Raw genomic sequence first — 11,554 nt, 5'->3', positions numbered from 1 at the left:
TCTTATTTAGTTACTTTTCCTAACAGTTTAAAATTCGATAGCTTAAAGGACATGAATAAACTTTATAAAGTTTCCTTACATCTGATGGCCACATTATATATGTTGGCTGGATTAAACCATTTCCTTCGACCGGATAATTACCTGAAAATTATACCTCCATATATTCCAGCCCATGAATTAATGAATATTTTAGCTGGAATAGCTGAAATAGTTTTGGGATTGGGCTTACATTTTCGAGTGAGCAGAGTTTATTCAGCGTGGGGAATTATCGCGATGCTTATTGCCTTCCTTCCGGTGCATATTTATTTCGTCCAAGTAGATTCTTGTATAGATGAAAGTATATGTTTGCCGCCTTGGACGGGATGGGTTAGACTGTTGATTATTCATCCAGTACCTGATAGGATGGGCATATCTGTATAGACGCAAAATATAATTTGTGAACATTTTCATAATACCAAATCTTTAGTATTCGTGAATTTGTTAGTAATACTAACTATTCGATAGTTTTCTTAACTTTTTTCTTTTTTTGGCGTTTCTAGGAAGATCACAAAGCTTTTCTATGGATAATCTATTGAGCAATATGAAGATGGAGGTGCACGATAATCTCTATTTGAAGGAACCATTCAGTTCAGATTTGGGCAGTTCTATCGTCCAAAAGGGCGCCATCCTAATCCAAAGTTTGGGTATGGAGCACTTTACTTTTAAGAAACTTGCTATGGACATAGGGGTAACAGAAGCTGCAGTTTATCGTTATTTCGAAAATAAGCATATGCTGCTGCTCTATCTTACTGCCTGGTATTGGGCGTGGATGGAAGTAAATTACGTATACGCTACGGCAAACCTTGAAAGTAGTAATGAACGCCTTTCCATAGCGATGAAACTACTTGTGAATGGCCCTGTTTTTACTAAAAATATTCATATCAACCCTGCAGATCTAAGAAATATTGTTGTTAATGAATCACTTAAAGGATATTTGACCAAGACTGTAGATATAGAACATGAAAGTGGAATTTTCGCTCAGGTATATAATTTTGGTGAGCGGATTTCCGAACTAATTTTTGAAATAAACCCATCTTACCCTTATCCTAAAACCTTGGCCTACACAGTGATGGAGTCGAGTTTACTCCATGCTTTTAACGCCAAGCATTTACCAGGAATGACTGAGCAATCTTTAGACTCAGAAAATCGTCTGGTCTTTTTCGAAGATTTAATTGTAAAGGCTATTACCAATGAATGATATAAAGACAATTACACCTCTAAAGCGGTTTTTTGGCCTGTTAAAAGAGGAAAAAGACCAAGTCTATTCCATCTATTTTTACGCCATATTGAATGGTCTTGTGGCACTATCGCTGCCCTTGGGCATTCAGGCAATTTTGAATTTTGTGCTCGGTGGAAGAATTACAACATCATGGGTTGTCCTTGTACTCATTGTAGCTGCAGGTATAGCATTTGGTGGTTTTCTCCAGATTTCTCAGTTACAGATCACAGAGAAACTACAGCAGAGAATCTTCGCCAAATCCGGACTTTCTTTGGCCTACCGACTTCCGAAAATCAAGTCGGAACTGTTTCATGGAAAATATGCGCCGGAGGTAGTCAACCGTTTTTTTGATACCGTGAATCTTCAAAAGGGGGTTTCAAAAATTTTAGTAGAATATTCCACAGCGCTGATTCAGGTAGTTTTTGGACTGATATTGTTATCATTTTACCATGCAACCTTCATATTGTTCGGGATAGTTCTGGTACTTATTTTATTGACCATATTCTATTTCACCAGTCCAAAGGGTATGGCTACGGCAATGAAAGAGTCGACCTATAAATACGAGACAGCTTATTGGCTAGAGGAAATCGGAAGAACTCTCAATACATTTAAACTAGTTGGCGGCAATTCTAAATTGCCAATTCTGCGCGTGGATAAACTCCTGAAGAGCTACGTGGAATTCAGAACACATCACTTTTCTGTATTAGTATTCCAGTACAAAGTTCTCATAGGGTTCAAGGTTTTGATAGTGAGCAGCCTCTTGATAGCGGGTAGTTTACTTTTGATTAACGAGCAAATCAGTATTGGTCAATTCGTGGCTGCGGAGGTAATCATTGTTATGGTGGTCAATGCAGTAGAAAAGTTGATCATTTCTCTTGAAACAGTGTATGATACGCTCGTAGCATCTGAGAAACTTGGGCACATCATGGATATGGAACTGGAGGGAATCAACGAATCCGAAAAGGATGTTACCGCACAGAATGCAGGGATCAAACTTGCTATGGAAAATGTTATTTTCCATCCCAGAGATGTTACCATTCCCATTTTAAAAGGAGTCAGTCTGACCATAGAACCTGGCTCAAAAGCAGTAATAACTGGCAAAAGTGGAAGTGGTAAAAGTGCCATGCTAGCGCTTTTGTCCGGGCTATATGAGAACTATCAAGGAAAGATTAAGGTAAATGACCTTAGCCTGGAGATGATAAATCTGGATAAATACAGAACTGTCGTCGGTGACTGCATGGAATTGCAGCAGATTTTTCATGGAAGTATTTCAGAAAATATCTTATTGGGACGCAATGTTGATGAAAAGCAAGTTCAGCATATAATCGAATTGGTTGGTTTAAAAGAATTCATCTATCATCTCCCAGATGATATGGAGACCATACTTCTCCCTGAAGGAAGAGGATTGTCCAGAAAGTTGGCTCAGTCAATTATGTTGGCCAGAGCTCTCGTAGGGGAGCCTAAGGCACTCATATTGGAAAATGCGCTAGATCATATCGACAAAGAGGTGAAGGCTAGAGTGATGAAGTATTTATTTGAGGGAAATTGGACCCTGGTAATGGTAACACAGGATCAGGAGGTTATTAGCCAAGCCGACCAGGTTATAGTGATGGATGAAGGCCATATCGTTTACTTAGGAAATCAATCAGGATATAAGCATTTTTTGGACCTAAACTCGTAAGATCATGTTAAACATCTCTGAAAACAAAATCAAAGATAGGAGGCCTTTTGAGCATTCAGAAAGTCTTAAAATGACAGCAGCAAGTGAGGAAAAAAAGAGAAGAGTAAGAATCCTTTTTGTGTCTTGCTGTGTGGTCTTTCTCATGTTATTTCTTCCATGGACTCAATACATCCGTTCGAAAGGATATGTGACCATGCTACAACCTGAGCACCGGGCTCAGACTATACACTCTGTAATTGCCGGAAGAATTGAGAAATGGTATGTGAATGAAGGGGCTTTCGTAACAAAGGGAGATACAATTGTGAGTATCTCTGAAGTGAAAGACGAATATTTTGACTCCTTACTACTACCAAGAACACAGCTGCAAGTAAATGCCAAAAATCTCTCCGCACTTTCTTACAAGGAAAAAGTAAAGGCTTTGGATAGCCAGATAGCAGCCTTGAAAAGAAATAACATTTTGAGAAAAGAGCAAGGCAGAAATAAACTTGAAATGGCCGATTTGATGGTAGAGTCTGACAGTATTCGATATGAGCAAGCTAAAGTGAATTATGAAATTGGTCTTAAGCAGCTTGGAAGAGCGGAGAAACTGTATGAGGAAGGTCTGCGATCTCTGACAGATCTGGAGACCAGACGATTGAAGTTTCAAGAAGTACAGGCAAGCGTAATAGCAGCTGAAAACAGTTTATTAAGCAGTAGGAATTCCTTCATTTCTGCACAGCTGGAGCTGGATGCTATTGACAATGATTTCAAGGATAAATTGGCCAAGGCAGAATCGGATATGTATACGGCGCAATCCAGTCAATATGATGCGGAAGGTTCTGCTTCAAAACTTGAAAATCAGTATTCAAATTATGAAGCAAGAAGAGGATTTAGACACATATTGGCACCACAGGATGGCTACATTGCCGAGGCTATCCAGGTAGGTTTGGGAGAGACTATTAAAGAAGGTGATCAGATCGTGAATATTGTTCCTTCCAACGGAGAGAAAGCCGTGGAGATGTATGTGTCTCCGGTGGATTTACCTTTAATGGCCGTAGGGAAAAAGGTACGCTTCATTTTCGACGGATGGCCAGCAATCGTCTTTTCAGGTTGGCCGAAACTGTCCAACGGTACATTCGGAGGAGTGATCGTGGCAATCGATAAGTTTGCTGGTACAACCAATCAATACAGAGTATTGGTAGCAGAGGATACTGAAGAGGAAGCTTGGCCGGAAGTATTGCGTGTAGGATCAGGAGCAGATGGTATTGCGCTTCTTAACGATGTACCTGTGTGGTACGAGATATGGCGTCAACTGAATGGATTCCCAGCGGACTATTACACCCGAAAGCAAAAGGACCAATTAGAAGAAGTTAAGAAATGAAGAAACTACTAATCACTTTCTTTCTCTTAATCGGTACCATTAATCTTCATGCTCAGATTAATGATACTTTAACATTTGACACATTTCTGGTTTGGGTGAAATCATACCATCCACTTTCCGCCCAAGCTGAAATTATGCTGACTATGGGCGACATGGAAGTGCGCACTGCAAGAGGTGAATTTGATCCTCTTCTGTATGGAAATCTCGACAAGAAAAGCTATGATGAATATACCTATTACGATAAGCGGGAGGCCGGTATATCGATTCCCACGTGGGCAGGAGTAGAATTGAATGGTGTATTTGAGCAGAATACAGGTCAATATCTGAATCCTGAAAATTCCGTTCCTTCAGGAGGATTGTTTTCAGCAGGAGCATCAGTTAATCTTGGGCAGGGATTAATCCTGGATGATAGAAGAGCAGGTTTGAGAAAGGCTCAGATCTATCAACAATCCACGGAATCAGAACGGAAAAGCTTGTTGAATGAATTATACCTGCAAGCTTCTGATGCTTATTGGAATTGGTCTCTTGCCTATGCCAATAAAGCGTTACAGGAAGAAGGAGTCGAGCTTGCTGAAACAAGATTTCAAGCTGTTAAAATCAGTTATGAACAGGGAGATTTTCCAGCAATAGATACTGTAGAGGCAGCTACACAATTGCTAAGCAGAGTATACAATCTTCAGAAAGCTGAAAATGAACTCTTCACCAGAACTCAGGAATTAAATAATTTCCTTTGGGATGAATCAGGTAATCCAATAGCATTGGATTTACAAACTATTCCTGAAAGGCTTTATTCAGATGAGCCATTATTCATAAATCAGGAAGAATTGCGGGTTTTGGTAGCAAATCATCCCCAACTTATGCTGGCAGATTATGAAATAGCTAGCCTGGATGTGGATAGAAGATTAAAAGCCCAATCAATTATTCCTGTAGTGAAGTTGAAATACAATTTTCTTTCGGAAGAATTTAACCAGTTAGATCAAGCAGGATTTTTCGAAAACAACTATAAATGGGGACTCTCCATCTACACTCCCCTGATGTGGAGAAAGGCTAGGGGAGGAATGCGACTGGCTGAAGCTAAAATTGACCTCAAGGAAAATTCCAGAAAACTGAAGGAGCTTCAGCTAAGGACAAAGCTGGAAAATGAGATCAATTCCTGGATTGCAGTAAATTCTCAGATCAATACATATTCTGCAAATGTCGCCGCTTTGGAAATGCTTCTACAGGGAGAAGTAAGAAGGTTTGAGATTGGAGAGAGCAGTTTGTTTTTGGTTAACACCAGGGAAGTTTCTGTATTTAATTCCAAGGTTACGCTGAATGAATTACTTTCCAAACGTAAAATTTCCTATGCTAAAACCCGATTTGCTGCTGGTGTGGGATTTGAATGATTCTGATATTTGCGAAAGTTGATTAATAACCAAAACCCGATTTTATGCCTGCATTTGTTATAGTGGAAATTGATATTACAGATTCTGAGAAATATAATTCATATAAGAAATTGACTCCAGCGACAATTTTGCCTTTTGAAGGAAAGTTTGTTTTGAGAGGAAATCCGGTGAAAGTATTGGAAGGGGAGTGGAATCATGAACGCCTAGTAATGTTAGAGTTTCCTACCAAAGAAAAAGCGGAAGCTTGGTATAACTCCGATGGATATCAGCACGCCAAATCTGTCAGAGAAGGTGCTGCAAAAGCTAATTTTATATTGATAGAATCGTGATTTTTTGCTCAATAGATAATGAAAAAAGGCTTCCGAATGGAAGCCTTTTTATATTGAATATCAGTAGATTATAAATCTGGCTGAGGAGTAGTTCTCAAATAAGGCTTGATCACCTTGTGTCCTTTTGGGAATTTAGCAGGAATATCCTCTGTCTTAATACCAGATGATACTACTACATCTTCTCCTTGTTTCCAGTTGGCTGGAGTAGCCACCGAATAATTTGCGGTCAACTGCAAGGAATCTATTACTCTGAGCAATTCCTCAAAATTCCTTCCAGTACTTGCTGGATAAGTAATCATCAATTTGATTTTCTTATCAGAACCGATCACAAAAACAGATCTCACTGTAAAATTCTCGTTGGAATTTGGGTGGATCATATCATAAAGATCAGCGATCTTACGGTCATGGTCAGCAATAATTGGAAAGTTGACTTCAGTGCCTTGAGTTTCATTGATATCTGAGATCCAGCCTTTATGATTTTCCAGTCCATCTACGCTTAGCGCCATTACTTTAGTATTTCGCTTTGCGAATTCTTCCTTCAGTTTTGCAACTGCACCAAGTTCTGTGGTACATACTGGAGTATAATCGGCAGGATGAGAGAACAGAATTCCCCATCCATCTCCCAAATACTCGTAAAAATCAATTTTTCCTTCTGTGGTGTCGGCCGTAAAATTTGGGGCCGTGTCGCCTAGTCGTAATGCCATTTTGTTTATTGTTTAAAAGTTATTTTTCAATACATGATTATAACGCTCAGTCATTTTTTCAGTTCGTCTTTTCAAAATCTTTGTGAAATATTTAACCATCTTCAACCCATTTAAAAAAAGAATTTATAAGTCCGACTTATGCATTTACTTCGTAAATATAAATGTCAACTCATGTAAAAACTTCCCAGGATCTGGTAGTATTTATACATTATTGCAAAGCAGGATAAGGGGAGAAACCATATTCTGAAAGGTTTGGGTTTAAAAAAATGGTTTGATTGAATCAGTGCATTAGTGAGGCTTAATATCCTGGATTTTTCCAAAGAGTTATACAGATAATTCTAAAAAACCAGTTACTACAAGATGAAAGAAGGAATATTGATTTTTCAAAAAAACGCAGCTTTAGGTCAAGTGAAAACTAGACTTGCAGCCACTATTGGTGATCATGCTGCATTAGAGGCCTATCATCTTTTGATTCAATATACTCATGATGTAGTTGCTCAAAGCAGCGCTCAAAAGATACTTTTCTTTTCCAATCATCTCGAGCAAAATGAATCTAAATATTTGAAAGATTATAGATTCGAACTTCAGTCGGGATCAGATTTGGGTGATAAGATGAGAAACGCTTTTCAAATGTTATTTGATGAGGGGTATGAAAGATTAGTGATAATAGGAACGGATTGTGCAGAGATTACCTCAGAATTGATATCGGAAGCATTTGAATTACTAATGACAAATGAAGTGGTGATTGGTCCAGCACAAGACGGAGGCTATTATCTGCTTGGAATGCGCTCATTTATTCCCAAATTGTTCAAAGGTATACCATGGAGCACGGATCAAGTTTTAGCTTTAACCAAGGAGTATCTGACTCAAGATGAGATTTCTTTTGCACTCCTTCCCGTGCTTTCCGATGTTGATTTTGAAGAGGATTGGAACAAGTTTAAGCATAAACTTTAATCTTAATGTTTCTACAATAATTGGGGAATTAAGTGTAATCCTCCGATCTTACTTCTCAATTCATACACCGGAATTTGCTCCCGTTTTAAAAACTGATTATGCCCTATGTTGCAAAAAGCTTGTAAGCCGTCTAGTTTAGTTTTACTTATTTTTTTCCTATTCGTTGGATTTGGTCTGGAATGCTTTAGTCAAACCCAAACGAACAATTATGATATTGTACTTGCCGGATTTACCATAGGCAGCATGAAAGCTGACAAAACCACTGCTTCAAATGGGGAAGATTATCAACTACATAGTAATGTAGAATTTTGGTTTTTCGGGAAAATCCATGTTGAATTTTTACAGAAAGCACACTATGAAAAAGGGCAATTGATGAAAGCGAACACGAATTCAGATTCTAATAGAGGAAACTTCGTAACCACTGTTGTATGGAATAAGGATCATTATGATGTGGATGCCAATTCTTACAAATTTCATAATGAAGAACCCATTAACCAAGTGATTAAGGGAAGCACTGCAAGACTGTATTTCCACGAGCCAAAGGCCGGAGACATTATAATTTCCGAAAATTTCGGTATGCCAACCACTGTACGTGAAATCGAAAAGGGTGTATACGAGATCGAAGTAAACGGCAGTATGAATCGCTTCTACTATGAAGGCGGAGTTTTGCAAAAAGTGGTACTTGAAAACAATATCAAAAACTATTCGATCAAGCGAAGGATTGATTAAGCCAGTCAAAATTTCTGTAATAATTCCATGCCTGAATGAGGCTGAGAATTTGAAGGAACTGATTCCTTATCTTCTTAAAAATAGTGATGAAAATTTTTCGGAGGTTATTGTGGTTGATGGAGGATCTGAGGATGATTCCAAAGCTATAGCATCTTCATTTGGGGCTTTACTGATACATTCGTCCATTACCAATAGAGCATCTCAACTAAATCTTGGCGCTAGATCAGCTAACGGTGATATTCTTTATTTCATTCATGCAGACACACGACCTGTATCCAATTTTGCTCAGATTATAAGGAATTGCCATCAAGCAGGAAAGTCTCCCGGATGCTTTAGATATAGGTTTGATTCGGATAAAAGTATGCTGAAAATTAATTCCTGGTTTACTAGATTCAATGGAGTATTTGCCGGCGGGGGAGACCAAAGTTTATTTATTGACAAAAATCAATTTTTCTCTCTGGGAGAATTTGACGAATCTTATGTGGTTATGGAGGACTTTGATTTAGTAAGAAGAATCCGTCAAAAAACTGATTTTCATGTCGTTCAGCAAAACATTTTGGTTTCTGATCGAAAGTATCGCGAAAACAGCTGGTTGAAAGTTCAGTTGGCTAATTCGGTAGCTTTTTGTCTTTTTTTGTTAAAAGTTAAACCAGCTTCAATCAAAAGTCTATATTTAAATCTTTTAAAGTAAACATATAGCAGAATAACAGTAGTTGAATGAATCAAGCGACAATTAATGGCATCCAGCAAGTAGGTATTGGAGTAAAAGATGCAAACCAGGCGTGGGCTTGGTATAGAAAGGCATTTAAGATGGATGTGCCTATCTTTCAGGATAGTGCTGAGGCTAAATTAATGACTTGTTATACTTCAGGGAAAGTGGAAAGCAGACATGCTATCCTCGCGTTGAATATGCAAGGTGGTGGTGGTTTTGAGATTTGGCAGTATACTTCCAAAGAACCTCTCGCATCTGAGCAGGAATTAAGTTGGAAAGATTTAGGGATTTTGGCTGTGAAAATGCGTTGCCATGATATTCAGAAAACCTACGATCATGTGAAAAGTGTAGGTGCAACTATGCTGGGTGAGCCTGTGAAAAATCCTTTAGGGATATGGCATTTTTATATAAAAGATCCTTACGGGAATATTTTCGAAGTGATAGAAAATGATTCTTGGTTTAATAAAAGCAAAGACCTCACCGGTGGAGTCTTGGGTGTAGTGATTGGAGTGTCTTCTGTGGATGCGGCTTTGCCTACCTACCAAAAGCATTTGATGCAAAACAAAATTCTTTTTGATAAAACCGGTGTTTGGGAAGACTTTTCTCAGGTAGGAGAAGGAAACTCAGAATACAGAAGAGCAATTCTTCAGGGCTCATCTGTAATGACTGGCGCTTTTGGCAAGTTGTTTTGTCAGACTCAGATAGAACTTATAGAAACTAAAAGTCAGCCAAGAAATAAAGTATTTGAAAATAGAAACTGGGGTGATTTAGGATTTATCCATGTTTGTTTTGATGTAAATGGTATGGAAGCCATCAAAGAAAAACTTGCGAAAGATGGCATAAACCTCACTGTAGATAGCGGAAACGAATTTGACATGGGGAAAGCAGCAGGGAGATTCTCCTACTTAGAAGATCCTGATGGTACATGGATAGAAATGGTTGAAACATTCAAAGTCCCTATAATGGAGAAATTAGGCTGGTATTTGAACTTACATAAAAGAGACAATACCAAAAACCTTCCAAACTTTATCGTAAAACTGCTATCGCTCAATCGAGTAAAGGCTTGATGTAATCAATTTCTGGAAATGAAGCGGGCTAGGTCTACCAAACGGTTGGCATAGCCCGCTTCGTTATCATACCACCCTACCAATTTGATCATATTTCCTTTGGCAGAAGTTAAGGCAGAATCTATGATACAAGAATGCGTATTGCCAATAATATCTATGGACACGATAGGGGAATCTTCCACTTCCAGAAAACCCTTTAAATAACCTTCAGAAGCATCCCTAAATGCTTCATTAATTAGCTCTGCTGTGACATCCTGATCCAGCTCAACGATCATATCTGTCAATGATCCGTCAGGTACGGGCACTCTCATTGCAGAGGCTTCAATCTTTCCAGCTAATTCCGGTAATACTAAATCCAATGCTTTTCCGGCATTGGTGGTCGTAGGAATAATAGAATACGCGGCTGCTCGAGCTCTTCGAAGGTCACGGTGCGGCGCATCATGGAGGTTTTGATCATTGGTGTAGGAATGCACAGTTGAAGCGAAGCCTTTTACTATGCCGAAATTATCATTCAACACTTTCACCATAGGAGCTAGGCAGTTGGTGGTACAGGAAGCATTTGAAACTATTCTTTCTTCCCCAGTTAAAATAGAATCATTGACTCCCAACACCACCATTTTAATAGTTGGGTCAAGTGAAGGTGCAGATATAATAACTTTTTTCGCGCCAGCTGTGAGATGCTTTTCTGCTCCAGTCCGATCAGTAAATCTTCCCGTACACTCGATCACTAAATCAATATCCAAAGTCTCCCATGGTAATTTTTCTGGATCTGATTTTCCAAAGAGTTGAATTTCCTGGTTGTTTACCATCAAAATTGAATCCTGAAGTTCTATTTTACTTTCAGATTTCCCGTGGATGGAATCGTATTTCAATAGGTGGGCTATCGCTGACTGATCAGCCAAGTCATTAATGGCCACCAGCTTTAACCCTTTATTTTCCAAGATCAATTTGGCAGTGTATCTTCCTATTCGTCCAAAGCCGTTTATTGCTATCCTAATATCTTTGGTTGATTCCATGTATAGTCTTCAAATTCGAAATCAAAAATAGGAAAATTGACAACAAACCTTTCCAAGAAAATTTTATTCCTTTGGACTCAGCTTTTTAACTTAAATCAGAAGAAATTTTCGAAGTCAGATTGGTTTTAAAAACTTAACCCTCTATATTTGCACAACCATTCAGAAAAGCACGTTTTCTGGGGTTTTAATGGTCGGTTCGTCTAGGGGTTAGGACACGTCCCTTTCACGGATGAAACACGGGTTCGATTCCCGTACCGACTACATTGTCGCCTGAATTTCAGGAAGTTGTGAATTTTTATTGATTATGGTCGGTTCGTCTAGGGGTTAGGACACGTCCCTTTCACGGATGAAACACGGGT

At 38.8% G+C, this 11,554-nt stretch carries 12 protein-coding genes and 1 tRNA gene; 11 read left to right on the top strand and 2 right to left on the bottom strand.

What is annotated here, in order from left to right; all coding sequences use genetic code 11:
* Positions 1-51 precede the first annotated feature (51 nt).
* The 6 genes from AACZ73_RS20365 (at position 52) to AACZ73_RS20340 (ending at position 6,013) form a co-directional block, all read left to right on the top strand.
* Complete coding sequence (locus tag AACZ73_RS20365) at positions 52-420, top strand: MauE/DoxX family redox-associated membrane protein (protein WP_339880681.1); 369 nt, start codon at positions 52-54, stop codon at positions 418-420.
* Positions 421-559: 139 nt separating this feature from the next.
* Positions 560-1,237 carry a TetR/AcrR family transcriptional regulator gene (locus AACZ73_RS20360; protein WP_339880680.1) on the top strand — a complete coding sequence of 226 codons (678 nt, stop codon included), beginning with the start codon at positions 560-562 and terminating at the stop codon, positions 1,235-1,237.
* Positions 1,230-2,939, top strand: coding sequence for an ATP-binding cassette domain-containing protein (locus tag AACZ73_RS20355; protein WP_339880679.1), 1,710 nt, complete (start codon positions 1,230-1,232; stop codon positions 2,937-2,939). Before AACZ73_RS20360 ends, AACZ73_RS20355 begins: the two co-directional genes overlap by 8 nt.
* A gap of 4 nt (positions 2,940-2,943) precedes the next feature.
* Entirely contained in the window at positions 2,944-4,299 is a 1,356-nt protein-coding gene (locus AACZ73_RS20350) for an HlyD family efflux transporter periplasmic adaptor subunit (RefSeq protein WP_339880678.1), read from the top strand.
* Complete coding sequence (locus AACZ73_RS20345) at positions 4,296-5,684, top strand: TolC family protein (RefSeq protein WP_339880677.1); 1,389 nt, start codon at positions 4,296-4,298, stop codon at positions 5,682-5,684. Before AACZ73_RS20350 ends, AACZ73_RS20345 begins: the two co-directional genes overlap by 4 nt.
* A gap of 44 nt (positions 5,685-5,728) precedes the next feature.
* On the top strand, positions 5,729-6,013 hold the full coding sequence (locus tag AACZ73_RS20340) for a DUF1330 domain-containing protein (RefSeq protein ID WP_339880676.1): 285 nt from the start codon (positions 5,729-5,731) through the stop codon (positions 6,011-6,013).
* Positions 6,014-6,081: 68 nt separating this feature from the next.
* On the opposite strand, the gene AACZ73_RS20335 is transcribed toward AACZ73_RS20340, so the two are convergent.
* Positions 6,082-6,717 (bottom strand): peroxiredoxin, encoded by a 636-nt coding sequence (locus AACZ73_RS20335; RefSeq protein WP_339880675.1) that lies wholly within the window; start codon positions 6,715-6,717, stop codon positions 6,082-6,084.
* A gap of 360 nt (positions 6,718-7,077) precedes the next feature.
* On the opposite strand from AACZ73_RS20335, the gene AACZ73_RS20330 reads away from it, so the two are divergent.
* From AACZ73_RS20330 to AACZ73_RS20315, 4 genes are all read left to right on the top strand, one after another.
* Complete coding sequence (locus tag AACZ73_RS20330; RefSeq protein ID WP_339880674.1) at positions 7,078-7,671, top strand: TIGR04282 family arsenosugar biosynthesis glycosyltransferase; 594 nt, start codon at positions 7,078-7,080, stop codon at positions 7,669-7,671.
* 243 nt (positions 7,672-7,914) lie between these two features.
* Positions 7,915-8,400, top strand: coding sequence for a DUF6134 family protein (locus AACZ73_RS20325; protein ID WP_339880673.1), 486 nt, complete (start codon positions 7,915-7,917; stop codon positions 8,398-8,400).
* A complete protein-coding gene (locus AACZ73_RS20320) occupies positions 8,354-9,091 on the top strand; it encodes a TIGR04283 family arsenosugar biosynthesis glycosyltransferase (protein ID WP_339880672.1) in 738 nt (245 codons plus the stop codon). The genes AACZ73_RS20325 and AACZ73_RS20320 overlap by 47 nt, the downstream gene beginning before the upstream one ends.
* A gap of 26 nt (positions 9,092-9,117) precedes the next feature.
* Positions 9,118-10,179: a VOC family protein gene (locus AACZ73_RS20315; protein WP_339880671.1), complete on the top strand. Its 1,062-nt coding sequence runs from the start codon at positions 9,118-9,120 to the stop codon at positions 10,177-10,179.
* A 5-nt stretch (positions 10,180-10,184) separates the two neighbouring features.
* On the opposite strand, the gene gap is transcribed toward AACZ73_RS20315, so the two are convergent.
* Positions 10,185-11,195 carry a type I glyceraldehyde-3-phosphate dehydrogenase gene (gene gap / locus AACZ73_RS20310; RefSeq protein WP_339880670.1) on the bottom strand — a complete coding sequence of 337 codons (1,011 nt, stop codon included), beginning with the start codon at positions 11,193-11,195 and terminating at the stop codon, positions 10,185-10,187.
* Positions 11,196-11,384: 189 nt separating this feature from the next.
* On the opposite strand from gap, the gene AACZ73_RS20305 reads away from it, so the two are divergent.
* Positions 11,385-11,456, top strand: a tRNA-Glu gene (locus AACZ73_RS20305).
* The last annotated feature ends 98 nt before the right edge of the window (positions 11,457-11,554 follow it).

This window comes from uncultured Algoriphagus sp., from assembly GCF_963974835.1.
Classification (GTDB): Bacteria; Bacteroidota; Bacteroidia; order Cytophagales; family Cyclobacteriaceae; genus Algoriphagus.
The sequence above is the reverse complement of the archived record's forward strand: the minus strand, read 5'-3'. Positions and strand labels throughout refer to the sequence as shown.

Bases quoted from the DNA above. Each gene is read 5' to 3' on its own strand.
- AACZ73_RS20365 (WP_339880681.1), top strand. From the start codon at position 52: ATGAATAAACTTTATAAAGTTTCCTTACATCTGATGGCCACATTATAT.
- AACZ73_RS20360 (WP_339880680.1), top strand. From the start codon at position 560: ATGGATAATCTATTGAGCAATATGAAGATGGAGGTGCACGATAATCTC.
- AACZ73_RS20355 (WP_339880679.1), top strand. From the start codon at position 1,230: ATGAATGATATAAAGACAATTACACCTCTAAAGCGGTTTTTTGGCCTG.
- AACZ73_RS20350 (WP_339880678.1), top strand. From the start codon at position 2,944: ATGTTAAACATCTCTGAAAACAAAATCAAAGATAGGAGGCCTTTTGAG.
- AACZ73_RS20345 (WP_339880677.1), top strand. From the start codon at position 4,296: ATGAAGAAACTACTAATCACTTTCTTTCTCTTAATCGGTACCATTAAT.
- AACZ73_RS20340 (WP_339880676.1), top strand. From the start codon at position 5,729: ATGCCTGCATTTGTTATAGTGGAAATTGATATTACAGATTCTGAGAAA.
- AACZ73_RS20335 (WP_339880675.1), bottom strand. From the start codon at position 6,717: ATGGCATTACGACTAGGCGACACGGCCCCAAATTTTACGGCCGACACC.
- AACZ73_RS20330 (WP_339880674.1), top strand. From the start codon at position 7,078: ATGAAAGAAGGAATATTGATTTTTCAAAAAAACGCAGCTTTAGGTCAA.
- AACZ73_RS20325 (WP_339880673.1), top strand. From the start codon at position 7,915: ATGAAAGCTGACAAAACCACTGCTTCAAATGGGGAAGATTATCAACTA.
- AACZ73_RS20315 (WP_339880671.1), top strand. From the start codon at position 9,118: ATGAATCAAGCGACAATTAATGGCATCCAGCAAGTAGGTATTGGAGTA.
- gap (WP_339880670.1), bottom strand. From the start codon at position 11,195: ATGGAATCAACCAAAGATATTAGGATAGCAATAAACGGCTTTGGACGA.